This window comes from Bacillus sp. AK128 (assembly GCF_053903075.1).
Map to the genome: position 1 here is coordinate 4,255,504 of NZ_CP096379.1, position 25,480 is coordinate 4,280,983.

Genomic DNA, 25,480 nt, shown 5'->3' on the forward strand with positions numbered 1-25,480 from the left:
AACTCCGACCAAATGGCCGGAGTTTTTATTATTAGTGAGCTGCGTGCCCCGATGTAAGAACCCAAATCGATCCTACTACAATAACCACGGCACAAAACACTCCATATGCAATATTAATAATTTGAGTTTTATTATCTTCTCCTTCATTCACGTGCATGAACATGAATAGCTGTAAACCCGCTTGAACGACAGCTAGTGTTCCAATAATCCACATAACAACGGTAAATGATAATGATGTTTTTAGTGCAATCCATGCTGCAACGAAGGTAAGCACCAATGACATCACAAATCCAAAGACATGACTTAAAGGGAAGCTATCTGGATTCTTATTTGCTTGCATCTATAACACCATCCCTTTTAGATAAACGAATGTGAAGATAAAGATCCAAACGACATCAAGAAAGTGCCAGTATAGACCAATAATAAATACTTTACGAGCCGTAACAGGTGTTAACCCTCTTTTTAGTAATTGCATAATAATCAAAACAGCCCAACCAATCCCCATTGCGACGTGCAATCCATGCGTACCTAACAGAACAAAGAAGCTTGATAGGAATGCACTCGTCTGCATGGTTGCTCCTAAATGAACATAATGAATAAACTCATTAATCTCCATGATCAGGAACCCTAAACCTAACAATAGCGTAATAACTAACCAAGTAATTAAGCCTTTTAAATTATTGCGGCGCATTTGCCAAATGGCTACACCGCATGTAAAGCTACTAGTTAATAGTAAAACTGTCTGGATCATTACTTCTTTTATCAAGATGATATCTTGGTGAGTTGGTCCACCTGCATAATTCTGACCTAACACCCCGTATACTGCAAACAAGGTAGCAAATAATACAATCTCAGCACCTAGGAAGATCCAGAATCCCAATATATTCATACGACTTTGCTCTGATTGATACTCTAATGGCAGTGACGTATTTAAACTAGCTGACATGATTATGCACCTCACCCTCTACATTTCTCCAAGCACGCTCACGTTCACTAATCTCATCAACATGAATATGATATCCATCGTTATAATCAAATGAGCGGACGATTAAGCAGGCAATGATTCCAATACCAAACACTAGCGCTGCAATGTGCGCTTCAAATACTAGGAAGAAACCAGCGACAGTAAAGATTCCTGCCATGATTATTGGTAGTCCTGAGTTACTTGGCATATGAATCTCTTCTAGTTCACTTTCTTTTATCGTTAATCCTTCATTATTCTTTTTCATATACCAGAAAGCATCAATACCTTTTACTTCTGGTAGCTTTGCAAAGTTATAATATTGTACTGGTGTAGCCGTTGCCCATTCAAGTGTTCTAGCATCCCAAGGATCACTAGAAATATTACGATCTGCATAACGAATACTCCAGTAGATGTTGTAACAGAATACTGCGAATCCGATCGCTAAAACGACAGAACCAATAGCAGATAATAAGAATAAGCTAGCAAATCCTGATTCTTCAGAATACGTGTGAGCCCGACGTACAGCTCCGTCTAATCCAAGGAAGAACATCGGCATAAACGTTACTTTAAAGCCGATTACAAATAACCAGAAATGCCACTTTCCAAGCTTTTCGTTCAGCATATGACCGAACATTTTTGGCCACCAGTAGTAAAGTCCTGCAAATACGGCGAACACAACACCTGGAATTAATACGTAGTGGAAGTGTGCAACTAGGAACAACGTGTTATGGTACTGATAGTCTGCAGCACCCATCGCAAGCATTACCCCTGTAACTCCACCAATCGTAAAGCATGGTACGAACGCCAGTGACCATAGCATGGCAGTACTAAATTTAATTCGCCCTTTCCTCATTGTAAATAACCAGTTGAACATCTTTACCCCGGTTGGTACTGCAATTAACATGGTTGTGATTGAGAAGAATGAATTGACTAAAGGTCCAGATCCCATTGTATAGAAATGGTGAACCCAAACAATCATACTTAGGAATGCTATTCCTACAATTGCATACACCATCGATTTATAACCATATAATGTCTTTCGAGCAAATGTAGCAATAACTTCTGAGAAAATACCGAATGCAGGTAAAGCTACAATATATACTTCAGGGTGTCCCCATAACCAGAAGAGGTTAGCCCAAAGCATGTCACTTCCTCCAGCAGATACTGTAAAGAAATGTGTTCCATATAGTCGGTCAAATGTCATTAAAGCAAGTGCAACTGTGAAGATTGGGAAAGCCGCAACGATGATGACAGACGTAACTAAAGTCGTCCACGTAAACATCGGCATTCTCATTAATGTCAAACCTTTAGTGCGCATTTTTAATATCGTGACGATAAAGTTAATCCCTGTCATCAAGGTACCGATTCCGGCAATCTGAAGGGCAATTGCATAATAGTTGTTCGCAATACTTGGACTAAATTCCTTACCTGCTAGTGGAAAGTAAGACGTCCAACCAGCATCAGGAGATCCACCAATAACGAAAGAGATATTAAATAACATCGCACCACTCATAAATAACCAAAAGCTAAGTGCATTTAACTGAGGGAACGCTACATCTCTCGCCCCAATTTGAAGTGGAATGACCACGTTCATTAAACCAATAAGGAATGGCATTGCCATGAATAGAATCATGATGACACCATGAGTTGTGAAAATTTCATTATAATGCTGAGAAGATAGTAGCTCCATCTCAGGTCTTGAAGTTTGAGCCTTCATTAATAATCCATCTATACCACCACGGAAAAACATTAATACCGCAGCTATGATATACATAATCCCAATTCGCTTATGATCAACAGTGGTTAACCATTCTCTCCAAAGGTAACCCCACTTCTTTAAATAGGTGACTCCAAAAAGAATTCCAATCATTGATAGTGCAATAGATATTTGTGCTCCAAGTATTAACGGATCACCTGTAATTAACATTTCATCCCATCTAATGCCCACTGTGGTCACCTCCGTGTTCCTCGTGTTCGTCATGATTTTCATGCTCATCGTGGTGATGATCATGCTCATCAGCCTCTGAGTCATTCTTATAATTGTCTTCCTCTTCAAACGTTCTACCTTGGTAGCCATGGTATTCATACAACTCTGGGTTCGTATAAGATTTTGAGTTGACGTCCGCATGGTTTACCCACTCAAGATGAGTATTAGAGAAGGTTAATCTACCTAAATGTGTTGGTTTAAGAAGTTCTTCATATTCGTCTTCTGTTAATTTAGGTGCAGTATCCTTAACCTCATTCACCCACTCATCAAATTCTTGATGTGTTTGAGCAAGTACTTCAAATTCCATTCCTGTATAACCACGACCATTAAAGTTCGTGTTTCTCCCAAAATAAGACCCTGGATTATCAGCAACTAGATACATTTGAGTTTCCATCTTATTCATGGTGTATTTTTGTCCACCAAGAGCTGGCACCCAGAATGACTGCATCGTCCCTGCAGAAGTTAGTCGGAAATCAATTGGTCGATCTTCAGGGATATTCACATAGTTAATAGTCTCAATATCATGCTCAGGATAACTAAAGATCCATTTCCAATCTGCTGAAGTAACATGTATAACAAGCGGCTCATGATTCTCAAATCCTTTAGGCACTTCCTCAAGTGCGTATAGGGTTTTAACCGTTGGAATCGTAAGAGCAATTACAATTAAAATAGGAATTGCTGTCCAGACAATTTCAAGCACCGTACTACCATGCTCTTCTGGTGGCTCATAGTCCATATTCTCTGGTCTTTCTCTGTACTTCCAAACGATGTAACCAAATAAACCGAATACAACAACCACAACAAGAAGCATCCACATAATTGACCAATTTATTAGTTCAGCAATGCTTCTTGCAACTGGACCTTGTGGCTCTAAAACAACTAAATTTGTCTCACACCCACTTAGCAAAAGCGCTACTGTAACCATTAGTAAAATCGAAAGAAAACCTTTTCGTTTCACGCTCTCATCTCCTTAAAATAGAGGGAATTTATAATTGTAAAGCTAGTATTAAGTTTGTGCACCTTTTCACATAAGTGTCACATTTGAACCAAAGTTTGCTCAGAACTTCACAAACTTGTCACAAACGAACCCTTTTGCTTTTAATTTCAAGGGACGTTGTAATCGAATTCTTTTCTCGCATCATACATGCAGCTCCCTTGTAAATGAATTGTATCACAGCCACCAAAGAAAGGCTGTGACAGAATTAGGAACAGAATGTGACAAAAATAAGAAGGAAACAAATAACACATTATAGGATAAGCACATTTAATGTTGGGATTGGCATTGAATGGAACTTGCTATTTTTAAAATGGATTATAAGAGGATTTACTTATATGTGAAGATTGATGGACTGAGGGATTCCTGGGTGTGGTGAGTTTGGAATGGAAATAAAAGGATTATCGTTGATAAAATTTACAGTTTCGTTGATAAAACAGAAAAAGTGTTAGTTAAGCATTGAGAATTAGTTGATATATCTATAATTTCGTTGATAAACAACTTCTTTTCGTTGATAAAATGGATTTCACCAACAAGTACCGTTAAGATCAATCCTTTTCAAACTAAGAAATGTTTTATTTATCTCAAAAACTCCAAAAGTTATAGTTCATCTTGTCCTTTCAGATTACAGTTATTATAAACTCGCTTTAATATAACCATTTTTTAAAAAAAGTGCCTGATTCCGGATCTATTTTAGTCCATGAAGTAACAGACACCCCGAACATCAAGCTTAATCCTCATCCTTTATATCAATATCTTCAGGAATGGGTTCATTCATTAACTCTTCCACTACCTTTTTGTATTTCTCAACTTGCTTTAAGTGTGTATCGAATTGATCCTTATTTATTAAGTATTGCTCACCATCGTGGATGCATCTTATTTGCTTTTGGTGGATTAAATTTAAAATCTCATTTTCTTGAAGTGATAAATAATCGGCTGTTTCTTTTACAGATAAATACATGGTTTCACTCTTTTCCTAATATAGTCAGCTTTAATTATGAAAGATAGGGTGAGATTTTTGCAAACTAATTATTAAAATAGGCTGTTTTCGTATAGATTGTTGTTTTTATAAAAATCCCAAAAGCCGGATTTTTACCTTAGTATTAAGATCTTGCTTTACAGAAAGAGAGTCACTCTTTTCTAATCTCTACTCAATTTACTTATAATACTGGTTGTACAGCCAAAATTAATGTCACGAAAGCAACAAAGATTTAGAAAAGAGCCTTAAAATTAGTTTGCTATCACACCTTCGCATCTCTTAATAAAGCTTTATATAAGAATTCTTCAATAAAACAACCCAAAATAACGAAGAAAACCCTTTCATGTAATAAAATCTAACATAATATATAAAATTTTCAGATTTTTCATTGACTTTTCAAGTGTGATGACATAAATTATAGATATCAAGTAATCATGTTAGTTTTTCTAACATATAGCGTAATATGAACTAACAATAAAACCATAAGGGGGAAAAAGATTTGGATACTACTTTCTTACTCAATAGTGTTTGGGTCATGCTCAGTGCAATCTTAGTTATTTTTATGTTAGGTGGATTTATTCTATTAGAAGCAGGTTCTACTCGAATGAAGAATGCAGGTCATATTGCCGGTAAGACGATTTTCACTTACGGATTGGCATCATTAGTATTCTGGGCAGTTGGATATGGATTTATCTTTGGCGGAAATGCAAACTTCTTAGTTGGAATGTCTGATTTCTTCTACTCAGGTTATGACGCAGAAGGAGCATCATTATCTGGTGCAGTCTTCTTCTTATTCCAATTAGCCTTTGCAGGAATTGCGATTACGATTGCTCTAGGCGGTTTCGCAGAGCGTGCCAAATTATCTGTCTATATTTTATTCACAATCCTTTTCTCAGCACTTGTTTATCCAGTAGTTGCCCATTGGATTTGGGGTGGCGGTTGGTTAGCCGAGCACGGAAAGCAAGACTTCGCTGGGTCAACGGTTGTTCACTTAACCGGTGCCATGGCAGCATTAGCTGCAACTATTCTTTTAAAGCCACGTATCGGGAAATACAATAAAGACGGCTCAGCTAATAACATTTTTGGTCATAACCAAGTATATACTGCATTAGGGGTTTTAATCCTTTGGATCGGATGGTTTGGTTTCAATGCAGGTAGTACAGTTTCAGTTGATGGTGCATTCTTCGGATTTGTTGCCCTTAACACAAATCTTGCAGCTGGTGCTGGAGCAGTCGCTGCATTATTAATCTCTTGGTTAGTATTAGGTAAGTCAGATGTTCCTACGATTCTAAATGGTGCGTTAGCAGGTCTAGTAGCCATTACAGCATCTTGTGCTTTCGTCGACACATGGGCAGCAGTGCTAATTGGATTTATCGCTGGAGTATTAGTATTCTATAGTGCAAGATTCTTTGAAAAGAGAAAAATTGATGATCCAATTTTCGCTCTATCTGTTCACGGTGCTGCAGGGATTTGGGGAACATTATCGACTGGATTCTTCGCTACACCAGAGCTAGCAACTGTTGGTCAACCTGGCCTATTCTATAATGGCGGTTTTACTCAGCTAGGCGTACAATTAATGGGAGTTGTTTCAGCAGGAGCTTATGCATTTATCGTTTCCTTCGTCCTACTGTTAATTTGTAAGGCTGTACTAAAGGGTCTTCGCGTAACAGAAGAAGAGGAAATCATGGGATTAGATGTTAGTGAACATGGAAGCTACGGTTATCCAGAAGTGTTCTTAGATTCTAAAGGTGAAAAAATAAGTTCATAAGCAATAGGAAGAAACACAAAAGACACCCTTTTGTGTTTCTTTATTTAGAGGAAGTGACCTATGTCTACGAACAAAGAAGTCTACACATCAATTAATGAGTGGAGGAATCAGCATGTCTATTCCTCACAATCTTCTATCCAATTAAATAAAAATCACGACCAAATTTTTATAGAGGTATTTCATAAGGCTTATCAAATAATGGTTGAGCAGCACGGTGAAGCACCCTGTGAATTTAGTTGGTTTGTCTTAGGAAGTGCGGGACGATTTGAGCAAGGTTATAAAAGTGATCAGGATCACGGGATTGTCTATGAAACAAATACACAAGAAGCAGCTAGCTATTTTTTGGATTTTGGCGAGGAAATTGCTAACGGATTATTCCAAGTAGGATATCCATATTGTGACGGCAGGGTAATGAGCTCAAACCCTACCTGGTGCAAATCTTTTACTGAATGGAAAGACCAACTGCATCAATGGGCTTTAGAAGAAACCCTTGACTCAATTCGTTATTTGCAAATCTTTTATGATGCCAGAGTGCTGGTTGGAAATAACAATGCCATTTCATTATTAAAAAAGGAAATGCTTCATGATCATCTTGAGCATCCACATCTTTTACAGCGCTTCCTCGATAATATTAAGCATATAAAAAAATCAGTAGGAGTTTTTGGCCAGCTTTATGTTCAACAAACCGGTCCTTATGCTGGATCAATTGACTTAAAGCATGCAACCTTCCTCCCCTATGTAAATGCCGTCCGTCTATTGGCAATTAAAGAAGGGATTGTCGAAAGCTCTACTCTCGAAAGATTCAATCGACTCCGAGAGCAAGAACGATATCAGCAGACGTTAAAACCTTATCAGGACAGCTTTAAGCTATTATTGGACTTCCGTCTTTCTTCTTTTCATCAAAACGATTCGTATTCTGATACACACCATCTTTCCGTTAAAAACTTGACGCATGAAGAAAAAAAATTGATTAAGCAGATTCTTAAAGATGGAGAAAAGCTACATCATTTTGTACAAAACTGCATTGAAAAAGGGTGTTAAACAGTGAGCAACAATCCAATTACTCATCTTCTTAAAGGTATTCACGGAAAATTGAATAGTGGAATCCTTAGCGGAATGCAAGGACAGCAATCTGCTCAAAATATCGCTTTTCTCAGGGAGCTTCAGAGGGATATTCGTAAGGACCAGGTAATGTATGAACCATTATCAAATCTTAGATTCATCATTTTCGATATTGAAACAACTGGTTTTCACCCCGACAAAGGGGATGTGATTCTTTCTATCGGTGCAATAAAAGTAATTGGTGGGGTCATACAGGAAGATGATGTTTTTTATTCCCTTGTTTACCACAACGAGGAATTATCGGAGGAGTTGTCGGAGTTAACAGGAATCAAACAAGAGGATCTATTGGCTGCACCTAACTTATCAACTGTTCTACTTCAATTCTTTGAATTCACACAAGATGCTGTTTTAGTAGCACATCATGCAAATCACGAAAAAGCATTTCTTCAGCACACAAGCTGGAAGTTATTCCGCACTCCTCTAAAGCACCGAATTATTGATACTTCATTCTTATTCAAAATCGCGGACCCTACTCTTACACTCGTCCGTTTAGAGGATTTATGTGAACACCATGATATCCCTGTTATTGATCGACATCACGCACTCGGGGATGCTAAATTAACGGCAAAGCTATGGGCCATTTATTTAGAGAAGATCATCAATCTCGGAATTGTAACAATGACAGACTTATATGAAGCACTTTCAAAAACAAGATAAGTAGAGAATTGTAATTAGGCATAATTAAAAAGCAAAGGCTTGGATTTTCTAAAATCCAAGCCTTTATTTATGAGTAGATTTCTTTATTCTCCTAATACCTATCAACTATTTTACCCGGATTTAACAGACAATATGGATCTAGCATTCTCTTAATACCTTTCATCACCTCAAAGGAACCACCGTGCTCAAGTTGTTGGTATTTCTTTTTCCCAATACCCACTCCGTGCTCACCCGTGCAGGTACCTCCTCTTGCTAGAGCATAGCTCACTATATGCTCGTTATATTGTTCAGCCTTTTCTATATCTTCTTGCTTTGTTTTATCAATCATTAGTAAGGTATGAAAATTCCCATCTCCTACATGCCCAAGAATTGCTCCGTCTAGTCCAGTCTCTTTAATCGCCTGTTGTGCGTCGATGATCGCCCCTGCAAGCTCTGAAATCGGCACACATACATCCGTAATCATCATATCCAGAGTGGGAAAGCCATGAAGAAAAGCATAGGCAAGATGGTGGCGTGCCTCCCATAATTGAAGGATAGCCTTAGAATCAGTTTCAAAAATAAAACCACTACATTCATGATCACCTAAAAGCTCCTGTGTAAACTCTACATCTTGGGCTAATCCCGCCTCATTTCCATGAAACTCTAAAAACAAAGTCGCCTGCTCAGGATAATTCGTTTTGCTATAGTGATTAACCTGTTTAATAGAACGTGCATCTAACAGCTCACATCTAGCAATTGGGATTCCTGCTTGTTGGATAGATACAACTGCATTTACTGCTTGCTCTATACTAGGAAATACCGCTCTTGCCGCAGTCACTCGTTCTGGGATTCCATACACCTTTAGAGTGAGTTCAGAAAAAACACCCAATGTTCCTTCAGAGCCTACAAACATTGAGTTTAGATGATATCCTGAAGAGGATTTTGCCGCTAAATTACCTGTATGTATAATGGATCCATCTACCAAAACCACTTCCAAATCTCGAACCTGATCACGCATAATTCCGTAACGAACAGATGTAGTACCACTAGCATTTGTCGCTGCCATCCCACCAAGTGTCGCATCGGCACCAGGGTCAACCGGAAAGAAAACCCCATACTTCTTTAACTCTTTATTCAACTTCGACCTTGTCACTCCAGGCTGAACTTTTACTAAAAAATCCTTTGCCCTAACTTCAAGAATTTGATCCATTAATGATAGATTGATTGTGATTCCACCCTCGTACGGAATCACATGTCCTTCTAAGCTAGAACCGACTCCAAATGGAATAACCGGCGCTTTATACGTAGTAGCAATTTTCATAATCTCACTTATTTCCTCAGATGTAAGAGGAAAAACAACTACCTGTGGAAGTGCAGGCTGGTGGTGAGATTCATCCTTACTATGCTGCTCTAGTATCGTTTCATTTATCGATATTCGTTCATTAGGTAGCACCTGTCGTAATGCATCAATTAAATCCATCAAAATTCCCCCGCATCTCTACTATTAGATTGCCCCGCTGACTGGATAGTGACTAAGATCTAGCACCGTTTCTCTTTTTAACGCTAATCTCGCAAGCTCAGCTCCTAGAAAAGGTCCACTTGTTAACCCAGATGCTCCTAAACCATTGGCTACTAGTAAGCCCTCTATCCCAGGGACATTTCCGATTACAGGTAGGAAGCCCGGAGTAAATGGACGAAAACCAACTCTCGCTTCAAGTATCGTACAATCCCCGAGGCCAGGAGCCATACGCAAAGCCTTTTCTAAGATTTCATTCATCCCAGCTGCAGTAACTCTCGTATCTAGTCCAGCCTCATCCTCATGTGTGGCTCCAATCACAATTCGTCCCTCTTCAAAAGAAAGCATATATTGATCATTTGGAGGCATTACGACTGGCCAACTCCCTGTATCTTGATGGGACCATTGTAAATGTAGAATCTGTGCCTTTTGCGCAGTAACTGTAAAATTTATTCCCACCGGATCCAACAATTGCTTCGCCCATACACCACCAGTAACGATTACCTGATCAGCTACCAGGAGCTGATGATCTACTTTCACACCCTTTACATAGCCACTTTCATAGATTAAATCTGCAGTTCCTTTAATAAAGGCTGCCCCAAGCTTTCTTGCTCCACTAATCAGTGAATCCCTAAGTGCTCTTCCATTTACACGGGCACCTCCACTAACAAAGACGGATCCAATTCCCTCAACTAACGGAGGGAACAACTGCTTTGTTTCTGCTGGTGAAAGGATACTAATACTCCCGATTTCAGGAGCATCCTCGTGCCTTTTTCTTGCTCTTTCTGCCATTTTTTCTAACTTTTCTTCATCTGTATGTAAACTAATGGCCCCCACTTGGCTGTAACCTGTTTCTTTTTCATCTAGGTCACCTAATTGACGAATTAATTCCGGATAATAACGTGCCCCATTCTTAACCATTTGGTACCATGCTTGATTACGTCGCTGAGAAAGCCATGGACACACAATACCTGCTGCTGCATCTGTAGCCTGTCCACGGTCATCACGATCAATAAGCGTCACTTCCGCTCCCATTTTTGCTAGGTGGAAGGCAGTCGATGCCCCCAGAATTCCCGCTCCCACTACAATTATTTTTTCCATCGTCCACATCTCTTCCTATTTAATCTTTTTATCTATTTTACAGGACATCTATTGGGTACTCAATTTTTTACATGATTGATCATGCTACCTAAAAGCTGTAATTTGAACCTTACTCTGCATTGGCCAAAATATCGCCCAAATTATTAATCGAAAATTCTACTTTCCGGCTAAAATACTCTTCACTGTTTAGTATCAACATGATGTAGAGAACTAAACAACTAAGGAAAAACGACAAGCCCCCGTTCACTTGTCGTTTTTATTTTTATGCCACATAGTTATTTCCAGTTTGGAGATGATATGGAAATATGATGAAATTTTGAAAGGACGAATCAACATGGATGATTTATTAATTGCACGCTCTCTTTTCGGAACAACAATGGCCTTTCATATTATCTTTGCTACGATTGGCGTAGGATTACCATTCATGATTTTAGTCGCTGAGCTTCTTTATCAAAAGACAAAAGATCAAGATTACGTTGTCATGGCGAAACGTTGGACAAAAGCATTTGCAGTATTACTCGGTGTAGGAATACCAACAGGAACCATCGCTGGTGTTCAGCTCTCTTTACTATGGCCAGGATTCTTAGAAGTGGTCGCACGTGTTATGCCTCTTCCATTTCAAATTGAGATCTATGCCTTCTTCGTTGAAGCTCTGTTTATGTCAATTTACGTATATGCAGCAGAGCGAATAGCACCATGGATGAGAATTGTTAGTCTAGTCCTTGTTGCATTAGGGGCTCTAGCCTCTGCTGTTCTCATCACAAATGTCCATGCATGGCAAGGGACCCCCGCCGGATTCAATTACGTAGATGGACAGTATGTTGACATTGATCCATGGGCAGCCTTCTTTAACCCAAGCTTTTTTGTCACAGCTACTCATGTTGCACTTTCAGCCTATGTCGTAGGTGCCTTTGTCGTCGCATCAGTAGCCTCATTTAAGATGCTACGAAACGAGTATGGGTCTAGAGTATATCGATTCCACCAAAAAGCATTAACACTTAGCCTTATAGTTGGAGGGATTTTTGCCTTTTTAACTGCGACTAACGGTCATGAATCTGCTCAGTATCTACATAAGTATCAACCCGAAAAACTAGCTGCTGCTGAGGGTCTTTTTGAAACACAATCACACGCCCCACTAGCCATCGGCGGATTCACCGACCGTGAAACCCAAACCATAAAATGGGGTATTGAGATTCCTTGGGCTTTAAGCTATTTGGCCGGCGATAGCTTCGATACGGTAGTCGTAGGGCTTAATGACTTTCCCGAGGAGCTGTGGCCACCTTTATTTGTCCATACTTTATTTAATGTAATGGTCATAATTGGTTCATTATTGATTTTCATTCCAATTGCAGGGCTTGTATGGCGAAAAGTATTAAAAAAAGACCGTTTTCCAAAGCTCTTCCTGTGGTTATTGGTTACGACAGGTCCACTTGCGATTAGTGCGATAGAATCAGGTTGGATTCTTGCTTGTTCTGGTCGCCAGCCTTGGGTGATATATCGCATTCTATCTACAGCTGACGCCTCCACAACCGCAACTGATTTAGGCGTGCTGTTTATGTTATTTATCGGAGTTTATATCATCTTAGGATTTGCCGTGGTTTTTGTTCTACTCTATTTCTTTAGAAAGAATACCGAATTGGATGACCTTGAACGTGCTGCAAATAAGTCAAAACCTTTATTTAGCTCAAATTCATAGGAGGCATTAGAGAATGACAGATGTGCTCATTGCAATTACAGTCCTTTGGGGATTTGTATTTATTTACGCAGTCATGGCAACCATGGACTTCGGGGCAGGGTTTTGGTCCATGGTGTATATCAATCGTGAAAAAACAAAAGCGACCAACATCGCAAACCGTTATTTATCACCGACCTGGGAGGTTACCAACACCTTTATCGTTGCGCTAGTGGTTGCCGTTTACAGCCTCTTCCCGGCTGCAGCAAACACACTAGGAACCATCCTTCTGATCCCAGGTAGTTTAATTCTATTATTACTTGCCTTACGAAGCGCCTTTTTAGTTTTCTCAAATGTAGCAACTGAGTATAAAAAGCCATTAACCTATATATCAGGAATTACCGGGATTATCATTCCAGGCTTATTAATAAGTGTTTTACCGATTACTCACGGTGAATTCGTTGATTATACGAACGGAATCCCAAGCCTAAATTTGCAAAGGCTTTTTACAAGTCCAAATGAATACGCCTTTATTGGATTCGCGATTACGAGCTCCCTTTTTCTATCCTCCCTTTTACTCGCGGATTACTCTAAAGCTTCAAGAGAAATGGATGCTTACCGAGTCTATTTACGAGACGGGATGATTCTTGGACCCATTTCCTTATTAATGGCCTTTTTAATTATGTTTACATTAAGAAATGAAGCAGCCTGGCTTTATAACAGAATGATGGAGGATTTCCACCTATTATTTATTTCTGTAGGCTTCTTCTTAATTGTCGGAATTGGACTATATTTTCGGAATCCATTTAAGAAGGGAGAGAATGTTCGGGGAATGCCAAGGCTATCGGTGATTGCTGTCACCGTCCAGTATTTAATCGCAAGCTATGTATATGGAAAAGCTCATTTACCATACATCGTCTACCCTGAAGTAACGATTCAGAATTCCTTTACAGACCCTAATTCCTTTAGAGCTGTGTTTATCACATATATTATTGGCTTTGCGATTCTGTTTCCTGGATTCATCTATTTTTGGAGCTTATTTATGAATGACAAGCGCTATTTAAGACAGAAAGGATAACTTACTACACCCATTATTTGATGGGTGTTTTTTTACTTTGACTTCTTCTAAATGGTCTTAGTTATAGATGACTCACCTTTTTCAGGAAAAATGACCAGGTTTTCTGGAAAAACCTCGGATTGATCGTCAAATGACTAATTCCAGCGACTCCTAGCCTGTTTTGGGCAGGCACAAATAGGTCGGAACGATCACCATCACTTATAAAATTAGCCTCTTTAAACCATATATCAGCGACTTATTTCGTTTATCGATCATGATTGAAATTTTATCGGCCAGTTCCGAGAATATATCGGCGAGTTTTCAGTTTTATCGGCCAAACCGAGCATTATATCGGCAAGTTACAAAATTACAAATATTCCCCACTCCCAATACATCAGCCATAAGCAGAATAGAACCCCCATACCAGCACTTTTCACCTCATAAAAAAGACTGGCGAATCAAACTATCGCCAGTCTTTCCTTTACACCATAATCTTACATATATCATTCGTGAACTCTACTGGATCATGAATAGGTAATCCTTCAATTAATAATGCCTGATTGTAGAGAAGGTTTGTATATAAATGTAATTTGTCTTGATCGTTCTCAAATGCCGCCTTTAATGTTTGGTAGACCTCGTGATTGATATTGATCTCTAATATTTTATCTGCCTTCACATTCTCATTGTTTGGCATCGCACTTAGGATTTTTTCCATCTCTATGGAAACTTCCCCTTCTGTTGTTAGACAAACTGGATGAGAACGTAGTCTCTTTGATGCTCTAACATCCTTGACCTTACCAGATAAGCTATTCTTCATCTTCTCAAATAGCTCTTTGTTTTCATTCTTTTCTTCATCCGTCTGTTGATCATTCTCTTCAATCCCAAGATCACCACTTGATACGGACTTGAAATCCTTCTCTTTGTAGTTCATCAGCATTTTGATGGCAAATTCATCAATATCCTCAGTGAAGTATAAAATCTCAAAACCCTTTTCAGCAACAAGCTCCGTTTGCGGTAGTCTTTCAATTCTCTCATACGATTCCCCTGATGCATAATAGATGTACTTCTGGTCTTCAGGCATTCTAGACACATACTCATCTAATGTAACAAGCTTCTTTTCTTTTGATGAATAGAACATTAAGAGGTTTTGGAGAGTATCTTTATTGCTTCCAAAATCACTGTACACTCCGTATTTAAGCTGTCTACCAAATGACTTATAGAATTGATCGTACTTCTCTCGGTCTTCCTTTAATAAGCTTTGTAGGTTGCTCGCAATTTTGTTCTTAATATTTTTTGCAATCAATTTCAGCTGTTTATCCTGCTGTAAAATCTCTCTAGAAATATTAAGTGAGAGGTCCTCAGAGTCTACCATTCCTTTTACAAAGCTAAAATAATCTGGAAGCAGCTCTGAGCATTTTTCCATAATTAAAACTCCATTTGAATACAGCTCAAGACCTTTTTCAAATTCCTTTGAATAGTAATCAAACGGGATATTTTCTGGGATATATAAAATTGCATTGTATCGAATAGCCCCATCCACACTAATATGAATATGCTTTAAAGGCTGATCAAAACCATAGTGCTTTTCTTTATAGAAATTTACGTAATCCTCGTCTGTTAACTCATTCTTATTCTTACGCCAAATCGGAACCATACTATTAATGGTTTGTTCTTCGGTGAAATCCTCAAACTCCGATTCACTGCCCTCCACTTTTCTACTGCTAGTTACATCCATCTTGATTGGATAGCGAATGAAATCAGAGTACTTTTTGATAATCGCCTTTAAGCGGTATTCCTCTAAATACTCATCGTAGGTATCGTCTTCTGTGTTTTCCTTGATATGTAAGGTAATTTCCGTACCAACTTCACTTTTCTCAACCGGTTCAATGGTATAGCCGTCAGCACCCTTAGATTCCCATTTATAAGCCTCATCACTACCTAACGCCTTACTGATTACAGTAACCACATCAGCGACCATGAATGCCGAATAAAAACCTACCCCAAACTGACCAATAATATCATGGCCATCCTTAGATTCATTTTCTTTCTTAAAAGCCAATGAACCACTTTTAGCAATTGTACCTAGATTTTTCTCAAGCTCTTCCTTTGTCATACCAATACCAGTATCAATAAGTGTTAATGTTCTTTTTTCCTGATCAGCGGTAACTTTAATATAATAGTCTTCCTTATTAAAACTAAGCGCCTCATCTGTTAGTGCCTTATAGTAGATTTTATCGATTGCGTCACTTGAATTAGAGATCAACTCTCTTAAAAAAATCTCTTTTTGAGAGTAAATGGAGTTAATCATCATCTCTAGCAGTCGTTTAGATTCTGCCTTAAATTGCTTTTTTGCCATTTTTATTTTCTCCCTTCAATTATGTAGCATCTTATTCTTTAGCACTCTAACAACAAGAGTGCTAACCACTATTTTAATACCATAAAATTAACATCCTTGTCAACATTGTTAACCCTCGATTGAAAAACAAGTAGTTAATTTCCGGTTAATATTCCCAACCTTACACATAATTCAAAAAGCTGTTTCGCATACTGCGGAAATAATTGACCGGTTTCATGTTTCGTTAATCGTAAAATTTCTCTCACCGTTCGCTTTCCATCCATCCAGTATAAGAGGAAATCAGCGTAACCAAGTGGAACATTCGCTTCCGTATTCTTCAGCCAATCATATCTTTCATTAAGGGTTAATCCTCTAATCTCATCACCAATACGGATGGGACCCTTAAAATTCCTAGAATAGATCACATCTAACCAAGCATCCTCTTCAGTCCGGGTACTAAAATCGTCCGGAGAGACTACAAGCTCAAGCTCAGCCAGCTCCCCAACTAACTCTACTTGCTTTTTCAATAATTCTCCAAGCTTACCGATAGAATCTTCTAGTCTTTGAAACTCACGAATTCTCGCGTATGAAAGTAGTTGAGATAGAGCTTCACCCTCATAGCTTTGATAAAGACCTAAGGCTGCTGTCACTTCATCCGTTGAGGTTCCCCCTTGCAGCAGCCACTCCTTCGCTTTCGTAAGATGAGATCCCGCTTTACTTACATGGTCATAGGCGTAGGTGATCCAGTCTGCTTCCTCACCGTTTGCCAATCCATAGCTATATAAGGCAGTAACAGTACCAACTAACTTCATCATACCCTCATCTAAGTGATTCGTTGAGTCTGCAGTCGTATGATAGTGCTTATCCGGCCACTGGATCAGCATTGGACATGGAATACCAATCGTAGGATCTGAGATAATGTAATGATCACTTCCACCTGAGAACCGTGTGTTTACATAATGGACCGTGCTATATTGTGTAGTACCCGTGAAATTGGAGGTGTTATTCGCCACTGTTTCTACTAGTTTATAAGCAAAACGATCCACAAAGGTCGGGGTGGCCATCGGTGGTTGTTCAATACATAAAGGCCCTCCTCCTTTTGCTTGGTTTGCTCCGACCATATCTAAATTTAAAGCAGCTACTGTTAATGCGATTCTCTCTGGATGCTGATGAAAATAGGCAGCTGTTCCGGTCATTTCTGGCATCATTAAAAATCGGATTCCTAATTCAGGTTTAGGCAGGCTTCCGTTATTAATCAATAAAGTTAATGATCTCGTAACTTCCATAAGTGTCCCAGGGCCTGAAGCATTATCCTGCCCGCCTGGATATGGATGGCATAAATGACTAACTACTAATATCTCTTGATCGCGTTGTCCTGGGATCAAATACTCAATATTCTCAAATTGACCTTCCTTCAGCTCTGCTTGAACAAGAGCTTTTAACTGGACCTTTTGTTGCCTCGCAAGATTCCTAAGCTCCTCCCCGATCCGCGGAGAAACGACAAAGCCAAATGACTTTACTTCATCCTCACGATACCACCAGTAAGAAGTGTACTGCCTTGCATCGGGTATGTCCATGCGAGTCCTGATTGGTTTAAATTCTGCTAGATTATCAAAAATAAGCCCAGCACACTTATACTTTTCCACTGCCAAAGCATGTACAATAAATTGATTTCCCCTTACAAGAGCAATTTTCCCCTCTAAATCCAGTCCCTGATAGCTATTTTCATCCTCAGCATTTTCAATCACGATCAGTTCGGCATTCAAGCCTGCCTCTGGTGTGGATATACTTCTTTGGATCAACGATATCTCTTCTTCTTGAAACCTTGCTATTCTTCTCCTGACAGGTGCTTCAATCCATAGCTCTGCTCCCTTACATTCCCATTCCTTGAAGGATGAATGCGATAAGAAGCGTTCACCAAATCGAGCAGGGTATGTAACAAGCTCAGCTTCTACACCATCACGCTTTAAAAGCTGAAGAACCTCATTCGCCGCCATTCTATAACCAGGCGAAGCTTGAATGCGATGGTACTGAGCAATTCGATCTGCATATCGAAAAGCCTGCCTTCCCGAAAGCTCTTCTTCAATGACTGTTTTCCACTTATTGAACATAAAACAACCTCCATCATGTTTTTATGACTACTTCTATTTTTATAGATGAAAACCTTTATTTCACTTAGAGATTCTCCTTAATAAACACAGGGAAAAAGAAAACTGCTTACTTATCATCTATAAAACTCATAATTTAAAAAGGGTTTATGGAAGATAAATGGAATACTTAAATTAGATTGTATATTCACTAGAATTTTTTAGGGAGTGAGATTGATTTGTTTCATTCTATTGAACAGGTTTCTTATCATATGTTGATCGTACTTCTTCCTTTAATTATTTATCATCTTTTTATTAAAGAAGAAAAGCATCATAGAGAAAAGGTTTTTTCCATGTTGATGTGTGTATCGCTTATCACTCTCTTATTAACCATGTCCAATCCGATAGAATTTTCAGAAGGATATCTCTACGACTTTAGAGTCATACCGATTGCGTTTATTTTTTTATACGGTGGGATCAAACCTGGAATCATACTAATTCTCATTATGTTATTTTATAGATTTTCATTTGGTGGAGATGGTTTTTTTATCAGCATCATTAATTATTCCTTTGCTGTAATTTTCTTTATTCTTGTAAAGAATAGGTTTAAACCAGATACATTAAAAAGAAGAATTTTTACGATTAGCTTCTTTTTTTGCCTAGTAGGTGGTACAAAAATTATTTCTTTAATTAAAATGGGACAGATTAGCCAAGTCTCTTATATGCTTTTATTCACCCTGCTAACCTGGTGTACTCTCATTATGTTAATCTTCATTATTGATAATTTAGATAAACAGCTTATTTTTTACAGACAAATTCAACAGGCAGAACGATTAAATATCGTCAGTCAATTAGCTGCTTCGGTTGCTCATGAAGTACGAAATCCAATGACATCTATTAAAGGCTTTCTACAATTAATTAAAAAGGATAAAAACCTAAATGATCACCAGTTTAAATATATTGAAATTTCACTATCTGAGTTAGAACGAGCTGAGGCCGTGATTAATGATTATTTGTCATTAGCTAAGCCTACAACTGCAGAGGTCATTACTGATTTACACGTTACGGAAGAACTACACTCCATGATTGATATTATGACTTCCTACACCAATACACATAATATCCTCATTCATTCTTCCATACAGGATCATATATTTACAAAAGGCAAAAAGAACGAATTTAAACAAGCCCTCTTAAATATCATGAAAAACAGTGTCGAATCCATGCACACCAATGGTATCTTAACCATTTCCGCCTACCAAAAACCAAGCAAAATCTTCATAGAAATTAAAGATACAGGGATTGGAATGACACCTAGACAGGTAGAACAGATCGGGTCACCCTACTATTCCACGAAAGATAAAGGGACAGGAGTAGGACTAACGATCACCTACAGAATAATTCGTAATATGAACGGCAAAATCTCTGTTCAAAGTGAAAAAGGCATGGGTACTTCTTTTACCATCGAGTTACCTTCAACAATAAAAAATATTGAAAATAAAGATCATTATTAACAAAAGGCAACGCTCAGAGTCTATCTCTGGGCGTTTAATTTATTTAATCATCCATCTTCTGAACTACTTGAAAAATTAAGTTCTAGAATTATTGTACTAAGTACAATAAAATGAAAATGTAGAAATTTGGCGTATAGTGGTATATAGGAGGTGGAAGAAAACATGATGAAGTCAGTACTGAAAAACGGAACTCCTTTTGTTACAATTATTTCACTGATCACATTAAGCCTTTATTACTTCTCTCGTTTTTCAACTTTACCTACACCTACAATTACTGTTCTTCCTTACATTCTGTTAGGATTGATCATTATGTTGTTCGGTTTCGGATATGCTTTTAATAGATTAAAAGTTTTCTATTTAGGGCTACATCTGTTCATTCTCTTCCTTTTACAGAACGTCACCCTATTCCATACTCTACCTGGTTTCACAGATACCCTTTTTCCCTATGTATTAGCGGCTAATATTGGTATCATCCTACTTGTTAGGGACGGGGCCGTTCTATCAAGCCAAGGAAAAATTATGGTTACCTTATTAATAGCGGAAGTAATCTTCCTATATATTTTTTATGATGAAATAGTCAGGTCTTTATCAAGTATCACTTTTCCCATTCAATTGAGTATATATGACATTCCAGAAATTCCTGTACTAATGTTCCTTTTAATTTTTGTTGGTTCTATATTCAACATTTTAAGATCCTTCACAAATGATAAAGTATTTCTGCTTGGTTCTGTTCTCTCTATTTTTCTTGGGTTACGATATCTCCAAGAAGGTGCAGGTGTAGAACTCTTCTTGCTTTCTAGTGCCGTCCTTTTGTTACTAGCTGTTGTGTTTAGGACCTATTCAATGGCGTATATCGACGAGTTAACCGGTATTCCATCAAGACGCATGTTAAAAGTAGATGTCGGAAAGCTTGGCAGTAAATATTCAATTGCCATGTTAGACATTGATTTCTTTAAAAAGTTTAATGATAAATATGGTCATGATGTTGGAGACGATGTGCTAATACTTGTTGCTAAGGGGTTGGAAAGAGTAACAGGGGGTGGTAAAGCATACCGATACGGAGGAGAGGAATTCACCATTGTTTTTCCAAAAAAGGACATGGATGATGTACTACCTCATTTGGAAAGCCTCAGGGAGAAAATTTCTAAGAAAGAATATGTTTATAAGAAAAAAAATAGAAGTGGAGAGTCCGTCACTCAAAAACTAAAAGTAACGATTAGTATTGGTATTTCTGAAAGACAATCAAAGACTAAGTCACCAGATGATGTGATTAAACAAGCTGATCAAGCTTTATATCGAGCTAAGAAGAAAGGAAGGAACTGCGTAAGCACCTGACTTACATACTTGAAGCTCAATATCCACTTAACTATTAATATAGTGAACCACAGCCCTTCAAATACATTTGACGCCACTCTCAACTTATAGTAGTATAATATCACAGCGTTATGAGAACGCTGTCTATAATTTGATACTCCAAAGGGGAGTAGCTAACAGTTATGTCGTCATTCCGTGATGAGTAAATCACCGGCTTAACTGGCAACGATTTGTTGTTTGCGAGACCTTTGCCATATAGGTAAAGGAATAAATAGTAGAATTTTTCAGCCTTTACCATGTTTGTGGTAGAGGCTTTTTATAAATAAAGGAGGAATCACGCGAAGCAATAAACCCCTAATAGATGAATCCACTATCCCAACAACAAATAAATTATTACATCATAACGGAGGAAGAAAATGAAAAAATTTACAGCAGTCCTTATTGCGGTAGCTCTATTACTAACACCCTTAGGAAATTTTGTATTCCAAGACGATGTTTCAATAGTTGAAGCAAAACGATATAAGTCAGGTAAAAAGAACTTTAATAATAACAATAATACAAATGATTCAACAGTCGAAAAGAAAGAAAATTCTTCTGTAAATTCAAGCACTGCTACTCCAACTAATAAGGGTGGATTCATGTCTGGTGGCCTCATGAAGGGCTTAATGCTAGGCGGATTAGCTGGTCTTCTATTTGGTAGTATTTTTGCAAATATGGGGATTTTGGGATCTATTCTAGGATTTATGATTAATGTCCTAGCTATCATTGTTCTCTTTGTAGTGATTCGGAAGATTTTCAAACTGTTTACAGATAAGAAGAAAAAGGATCCTAATCCATGGAGAAGCTAAAAATATCTGAGCAAGATATTATTAATGCCATTTGTATTTATACCTCTCGTAAAAAACAGGTTAAGCCTGAAGAGGTTGAAGTGGAGCTATTTTATGATGATGATCATGGTGGTTTTTCTGCCGAATCATATGTAGATGGACGTAAACAAGTCCTGATTACAGCGAATATTATTGAAGCCCTTCGCTTATGGTTAGAAGAATTCCTTAACAGAGATCCTTACTCTGGAATTAAACTTGAGCTCGACGATGACGAAGGGATTATTGCCATCATTTCATAATGTAAAGCCCTCAATGCTAATTTGCGTTGAGGGCCTATTTATTGATTGGATATTATATTAGTTCCCTGATAAGATATAAAGCAGCTATAATGGTAAGCCTTACATTGTTTTTTGACCTCAGCCACAAGTTTACTCACTTCATCCAGAGATTGAAATACTAGATATTCATTTGTTAGAACTGCTATTGATAAAGAAACTAGTGGTATATTCCCATGTTTTCCATCTCTTCCTTTTGTATAGACGTATTGATTGTCCCAATCGGATTCATCGTAATATTGCCTTATTCTTTTTTGAAAATCATTAATTAGTGATTTACAAATGCCTTCATACTGATAATGAGGGAGGATTGCAACAAAATCATCTCCACCGATATGCCCTACAAAGGACCCTCCATATTGATCAAATAAAGCATGTTCTCTCAAGAGATTAGCCACTTCTTTTAGCAGTAAATCACCCTTATTAAAACCATAGGTATCATTATATTCCTTGAAATGATCTAAGTCTAAATAAAGGAGAGAAAAAGGACTGTTCTCAGAATTTAAATACTCGATTATCTTCTCATCAATCAAAACATTCCCAGGGAGGCCTGAAAGTGGATTGCTAAACATTGCTTGGTTCACTTGGACTTCAGCCAACTTAATTAATAAATTTTTTATACTTACAATCCCTACTAATTGATTGTTTTTTGTAACAATTACATAGTCATACAGATTTTTTTGACTCCTTGCCATTGCTAGGGAGCTAACAGAAATGACTGTCTCGAAATAATCCACAATTAAAGGAGAATCATCCATCACTAAATGGATCGGTCTTCCCATAAAAAGATCGAAACCATATTTCGCTGATATCTTTTGATAGAATTGCCCCTTCATCACAAGTCCAACAGGGGTTTCACCCTCGATAACAAGGATTCCCTCGAGATCAGGGTCTTCTTCAAAAAGAAGATTTACCTCTGAACTTTTCGTAGTTAATGAAACCACTGGGACTTTTTCTGAAATTTCTCCTATAGCTAACATATAACCACGACTCCATTAATAGGATTTTATACACCCTCCAATTTTACTATATTCTTCTATTATTTGGTTATTTAAAGGATGAAAAATTAGAAATATTTAATTATTTCACAAGTCTGTAATATTTTTGTAATACTTCTAGATTAGGCTATGTTAAAGTTTGTTGTTGAATTTCCGTTCCAGGACACTCGCTTTCCGCGGGCGGGTTCGGGAGCCTCCTCGGCGTTACCGCCTGCGGGGTCTCCTTCACCACGCTTCTCCCGCCGGAGTCTCGCGTCCTTCCACTTCATTCAACTCTACTAATATCAACACTGTACTTTAACTCAGCTTATTATTAAAAAAAGGAGACCGATTAAGTCCCCTTTAAAAGTCAATCTTCTCTAAGTATAATCCGTTTGCTTCTGCTAGCATCCCTGTTTGGACTCGTTCTTTTGAATGGAGTATTTCAGGAATATTACTTGCATCAATTTTCCCCAAACCTACTTCTATTAAAGTGCCGACGATTTTTCTAACCATATTATATAAAAACCCATTCCCACTGATTCTTATGTCGAGGAATCCTTTATTCTCTGCAAACGAGATCGAATAAATTTCACGGACCATCGACTTCTTCTTAGATTTTGCATTTGAGTAAGCTGTAAAGTCATGCTCACCGATAAAATGCTGGGCAGCATTCTTCATCTTCACTAGGTCTAGCTTTTCCTCTACATGCATACTAAATTTCCTCATGAAAGGATTCGTGTAGGTCTCATTCCAAATCTTATATAAATAGGTTTTACCTTTAGCATTATATCTAGCATGAAACCGTTCTGAGGTAAGACTGACATCTATAATACTTATATCCTGCGGTAGATAGTGATTCAAGTAACTCATCACTTCTGACTCAGTCTTGTTTTCACTTATTTTAAAATTAGCAACTTGTGCGAGGGCATGCACCCCAGCATCTGTTCTACCACTCCCAATGATTTCAATTGGTTTCCCTACCATTTCTGAAATGACATTTTCAATTTTTGCTTGAATGGTTTGATCGCTATCTCCAAGTCGCTGCCATCCTTTATACCGTCCACCATCATATTGAATCGTTAATCTGTAATTATTCATTAATATCTCCTTATCGAAGCTTACTGTTCTATTTTTTCTACTAGTATTCCAAGCTTTTCCTTATTTATATCAGCCATGCCACTCTCTTTTTGAATAAAACCTTATTAAACGCTAAGTTTATTTTAGCATAGATTTCCAAAGATGATTTCTCCAGCAGAAAATGACCCTTTTTTCGAGTTTATAACTGCTCAACCAAGTACAAGAAGATCACAAAAAAATAATCAATCGGAATAACTACCAATGGGTTATAGTCAATTAGTCTAAGAAGCAAAAAAAATGCTTAGTAATCTCACTAAGCATTTTCATCCACTAAATGAAAACGTCCTACCGCCCTTTATATTCATCTTAATTCTAAATAACCCACCTGCTTTTGGGTATTGATCTAAATCCTCTTTGCTGGTTCCAATTCTTGCCGTCGTGATGTATAGTTCATTCAGCTCGTCTCCGCCAAATGAACAAGACGTGACGTTGGCTGAAGGAACTGAAATAAACTCAAGCTGCTTTCCTAGCTCAGGATTCCATCTAGAGATACCATGACCTCCCCAATGAGCAATCCAAAGCATGCCTTCTTCATCAATTGTCATTCCATCGGGTGATCCAATTTCTTTTGGAAACGTAATAACCGGTTTAGGGTCGGTAATCTCACCCGTCTTGATATCATAGCTAAACCGCACCACCTGCTGAGTTGGCGTGTCAATAAAATACATAGATGAAAAATCTGGAGACCAAGCTATACCATTTGAAATACTTACATTTTCTAGTACTCTAGCTACCTCTAAATTAGAATTCATTACATATAATGACCCTTTACCTTTTTCACCATCGATATCCATCGTTCCTGCCCAGAACCTACCTGCAGGATCACACTTCCCATCATTAAACCTATTATTTGGTTGATCACTCTCAGGATCATGTATTTTCATTAATTGATCCGAATCCCAGTCATAGACGTGCAAACCATTTTGGAGAGCCATGATGACCCCTCCGCTCGCCTTAGGTGCAATAGCTCCAACCAATTGATCTGTTAAGACAGCCCTATTTCCTCCTGTTAGTGGATCATACTTATAAAATGTCTTCCCTATAATGTCCACCCAATACAGCTTTTTACTCTTTTCATCCCAGCTAGGGCCTTCCCCTAAAATAGACTGGCTATCTACTACCAATTCTACTGTCATCTTCGTTCCTCCTACAAAG

General features: G+C 38.1%; 21 protein-coding genes. 9 read left to right on the top strand and 12 right to left on the bottom strand.

Annotated features, from left to right (window positions below):
- Nucleotides 1–31: 31 nt before the first annotated feature.
- The 5 genes from qoxD to M1D60_RS21390 all read right to left on the bottom strand — a co-directional run bounded on the left by qoxD (nt 32) and on the right by M1D60_RS21390 (nt 4,906).
- On the bottom strand, nt 32–340 hold the full coding sequence (gene qoxD, locus M1D60_RS21370) for a cytochrome aa3 quinol oxidase subunit IV (protein ID WP_456276824.1): 309 nt from the start codon (nt 338–340) through the stop codon (nt 32–34).
- Nucleotides 341–946 (bottom strand): cytochrome aa3 quinol oxidase subunit III, encoded by a 606-nt coding sequence (gene qoxC, locus M1D60_RS21375; protein ID WP_456276825.1) that lies wholly within the window; start codon nt 944–946, stop codon nt 341–343. It abuts the gene before it with no gap.
- Nucleotides 936–2,912, bottom strand: coding sequence for a cytochrome aa3 quinol oxidase subunit I (qoxB, locus tag M1D60_RS21380; protein ID WP_456276826.1), 1,977 nt, complete (start codon nt 2,910–2,912; stop codon nt 936–938). Before qoxB ends, qoxC begins: the two co-directional genes overlap by 11 nt.
- On the bottom strand, nt 2,902–3,876 hold the full coding sequence (qoxA, locus tag M1D60_RS21385) for a cytochrome aa3 quinol oxidase subunit II (protein WP_456279513.1): 975 nt from the start codon (nt 3,874–3,876) through the stop codon (nt 2,902–2,904). The genes qoxB and qoxA overlap by 11 nt, the downstream gene beginning before the upstream one ends.
- Nucleotides 3,877–4,675: 799 nt before the next feature.
- Nucleotides 4,676–4,906 carry an excisionase family DNA-binding protein gene (locus M1D60_RS21390; protein WP_456276827.1) on the bottom strand — a complete coding sequence of 77 codons (231 nt, stop codon included), beginning with the start codon at nt 4,904–4,906 and terminating at the stop codon, nt 4,676–4,678.
- A gap of 517 nt (nt 4,907–5,423) precedes the next feature.
- Here M1D60_RS21390 and M1D60_RS21395 point away from each other — a divergent pair.
- The 3 genes from M1D60_RS21395 to M1D60_RS21405 are packed head-to-tail and all read left to right on the top strand — an operon-like array spanning nt 5,424 to nt 8,471.
- A complete protein-coding gene (locus tag M1D60_RS21395) occupies nt 5,424–6,692 on the top strand; it encodes an ammonium transporter (RefSeq protein WP_456276828.1) in 1,269 nt (422 codons plus the stop codon).
- Between the two features lie 60 nt (nt 6,693–6,752).
- On the top strand, nt 6,753–7,733 hold the full coding sequence (locus M1D60_RS21400; protein WP_456276829.1) for a DUF294 nucleotidyltransferase-like domain-containing protein: 981 nt from the start codon (nt 6,753–6,755) through the stop codon (nt 7,731–7,733).
- Nucleotides 7,734–7,736: 3 nt separating this feature from the next.
- Complete coding sequence (locus M1D60_RS21405; protein ID WP_456276830.1) at nt 7,737–8,471, top strand: exonuclease domain-containing protein; 735 nt, start codon at nt 7,737–7,739, stop codon at nt 8,469–8,471.
- 91 nt (nt 8,472–8,562) lie between these two features.
- Here the strand turns inward: M1D60_RS21405 and M1D60_RS21410 are convergent, their stop codons facing one another.
- Both M1D60_RS21410 and M1D60_RS21415 read right to left on the bottom strand, forming a co-directional pair.
- Nucleotides 8,563–9,930, bottom strand: a complete 1,368-nt coding sequence (locus M1D60_RS21410; RefSeq protein ID WP_456276831.1) for an FAD-binding oxidoreductase — start codon at nt 9,928–9,930, stop codon at nt 8,563–8,565.
- 24 nt (nt 9,931–9,954) lie between these two features.
- Complete coding sequence (locus tag M1D60_RS21415) at nt 9,955–11,067, bottom strand: NAD(P)/FAD-dependent oxidoreductase (protein ID WP_456276832.1); 1,113 nt, start codon at nt 11,065–11,067, stop codon at nt 9,955–9,957.
- 334 nt (nt 11,068–11,401) lie between these two features.
- Here M1D60_RS21415 and M1D60_RS21420 point away from each other — a divergent pair, with 334 nt between their 5' ends.
- Nucleotides 11,402–12,763 carry a cytochrome ubiquinol oxidase subunit I gene (locus tag M1D60_RS21420; RefSeq protein WP_456276833.1) on the top strand — a complete coding sequence of 454 codons (1,362 nt, stop codon included), beginning with the start codon at nt 11,402–11,404 and terminating at the stop codon, nt 12,761–12,763.
- Between the two features lie 13 nt (nt 12,764–12,776).
- Nucleotides 12,777–13,817, top strand: a complete 1,041-nt coding sequence (locus M1D60_RS21425; protein WP_456276834.1) for a cytochrome d ubiquinol oxidase subunit II — start codon at nt 12,777–12,779, stop codon at nt 13,815–13,817.
- A 460-nt stretch (nt 13,818–14,277) separates the two neighbouring features.
- Here the strand turns inward: M1D60_RS21425 and htpG are convergent, their stop codons facing one another.
- Together htpG and M1D60_RS21435 are read right to left on the bottom strand one after the other, a co-directional pair.
- On the bottom strand, nt 14,278–16,152 hold the full coding sequence (gene htpG / locus M1D60_RS21430) for a molecular chaperone HtpG (RefSeq protein WP_456276835.1): 1,875 nt from the start codon (nt 16,150–16,152) through the stop codon (nt 14,278–14,280).
- A gap of 134 nt (nt 16,153–16,286) precedes the next feature.
- Nucleotides 16,287–18,242: a DUF4910 domain-containing protein gene (locus tag M1D60_RS21435; protein WP_456276836.1), complete on the bottom strand. Its 1,956-nt coding sequence runs from the start codon at nt 18,240–18,242 to the stop codon at nt 16,287–16,289.
- 215 nt (nt 18,243–18,457) lie between these two features.
- On the opposite strand from M1D60_RS21435, the gene M1D60_RS21440 reads away from it, so the two are divergent.
- The 4 genes from M1D60_RS21440 to M1D60_RS21455 all read left to right on the top strand — a co-directional run bounded on the left by M1D60_RS21440 (nt 18,458) and on the right by M1D60_RS21455 (nt 22,172).
- On the top strand, nt 18,458–19,732 hold the full coding sequence (locus M1D60_RS21440) for an ATP-binding protein (protein WP_456276837.1): 1,275 nt from the start codon (nt 18,458–18,460) through the stop codon (nt 19,730–19,732).
- A gap of 162 nt (nt 19,733–19,894) precedes the next feature.
- Nucleotides 19,895–21,067: a diguanylate cyclase gene (locus M1D60_RS21445; protein ID WP_456276838.1), complete on the top strand. Its 1,173-nt coding sequence runs from the start codon at nt 19,895–19,897 to the stop codon at nt 21,065–21,067.
- A 395-nt stretch (nt 21,068–21,462) separates the two neighbouring features.
- On the top strand, nt 21,463–21,894 hold the full coding sequence (locus tag M1D60_RS21450; RefSeq protein ID WP_456276839.1) for a hypothetical protein: 432 nt from the start codon (nt 21,463–21,465) through the stop codon (nt 21,892–21,894).
- Entirely contained in the window at nt 21,882–22,172 is a 291-nt protein-coding gene (locus M1D60_RS21455; protein WP_456276840.1) for a YxcD family protein, read from the top strand. The genes M1D60_RS21450 and M1D60_RS21455 overlap by 13 nt, the downstream gene beginning before the upstream one ends.
- A 38-nt stretch (nt 22,173–22,210) precedes the next feature.
- Here the strand turns inward: M1D60_RS21455 and M1D60_RS21460 are convergent, their stop codons facing one another.
- The 3 genes from M1D60_RS21460 to M1D60_RS21470 form a co-directional block, all read right to left on the bottom strand.
- Entirely contained in the window at nt 22,211–23,188 is a 978-nt protein-coding gene (locus M1D60_RS21460; protein WP_456276841.1) for a GGDEF domain-containing protein, read from the bottom strand.
- Nucleotides 23,189–23,548: 360 nt separating this feature from the next.
- Nucleotides 23,549–24,286, bottom strand: a complete 738-nt coding sequence (truA, locus tag M1D60_RS21465; RefSeq protein ID WP_456276842.1) for a tRNA pseudouridine(38-40) synthase TruA — start codon at nt 24,284–24,286, stop codon at nt 23,549–23,551.
- A gap of 302 nt (nt 24,287–24,588) precedes the next feature.
- A complete protein-coding gene (locus M1D60_RS21470; protein WP_456276843.1) occupies nt 24,589–25,461 on the bottom strand; it encodes an SMP-30/gluconolactonase/LRE family protein in 873 nt (290 codons plus the stop codon).
- Nucleotides 25,462–25,480: the final 19 nt, after the last annotated feature.

Excerpts from the sequence above, each read along its gene's own strand:
- qoxD (WP_456276824.1), bottom strand. The coding sequence starts at position 340 with ATGCAAGCAAATAAGAATCCAGATAGCTTCCCTTTAAGTCATGTCTTT.
- qoxC (WP_456276825.1), bottom strand. The coding sequence starts at position 946 with ATGTCAGCTAGTTTAAATACGTCACTGCCATTAGAGTATCAATCAGAG.
- qoxA (WP_456279513.1), bottom strand. The coding sequence starts at position 3,876 with ATGGTTACAGTAGCGCTTTTGCTAAGTGGGTGTGAGACAAATTTAGTT.
- M1D60_RS21390 (WP_456276827.1), bottom strand. The coding sequence starts at position 4,906 with ATGTATTTATCTGTAAAAGAAACAGCCGATTATTTATCACTTCAAGAA.
- M1D60_RS21400 (WP_456276829.1), top strand. The coding sequence starts at position 6,753 with ATGTCTACGAACAAAGAAGTCTACACATCAATTAATGAGTGGAGGAAT.
- M1D60_RS21410 (WP_456276831.1), bottom strand. The coding sequence starts at position 9,930 with ATGGATTTAATTGATGCATTACGACAGGTGCTACCTAATGAACGAATA.
- M1D60_RS21415 (WP_456276832.1), bottom strand. The coding sequence starts at position 11,067 with ATGGAAAAAATAATTGTAGTGGGAGCGGGAATTCTGGGGGCATCGACT.
- M1D60_RS21420 (WP_456276833.1), top strand. The coding sequence starts at position 11,402 with ATGGATGATTTATTAATTGCACGCTCTCTTTTCGGAACAACAATGGCC.
- M1D60_RS21425 (WP_456276834.1), top strand. The coding sequence starts at position 12,777 with ATGACAGATGTGCTCATTGCAATTACAGTCCTTTGGGGATTTGTATTT.
- htpG (WP_456276835.1), bottom strand. The coding sequence starts at position 16,152 with ATGGCAAAAAAGCAATTTAAGGCAGAATCTAAACGACTGCTAGAGATG.
- M1D60_RS21435 (WP_456276836.1), bottom strand. The coding sequence starts at position 18,242 with ATGTTCAATAAGTGGAAAACAGTCATTGAAGAAGAGCTTTCGGGAAGG.
- M1D60_RS21445 (WP_456276838.1), top strand. The coding sequence starts at position 19,895 with ATGATGAAGTCAGTACTGAAAAACGGAACTCCTTTTGTTACAATTATT.
- M1D60_RS21450 (WP_456276839.1), top strand. The coding sequence starts at position 21,463 with ATGAAAAAATTTACAGCAGTCCTTATTGCGGTAGCTCTATTACTAACA.
- M1D60_RS21455 (WP_456276840.1), top strand. The coding sequence starts at position 21,882 with ATGGAGAAGCTAAAAATATCTGAGCAAGATATTATTAATGCCATTTGT.
- M1D60_RS21460 (WP_456276841.1), bottom strand. The coding sequence starts at position 23,188 with ATGTTAGCTATAGGAGAAATTTCAGAAAAAGTCCCAGTGGTTTCATTA.
- truA (WP_456276842.1), bottom strand. The coding sequence starts at position 24,286 with ATGAATAATTACAGATTAACGATTCAATATGATGGTGGACGGTATAAA.
- M1D60_RS21470 (WP_456276843.1), bottom strand. The coding sequence starts at position 25,461 with ATGACAGTAGAATTGGTAGTAGATAGCCAGTCTATTTTAGGGGAAGGC.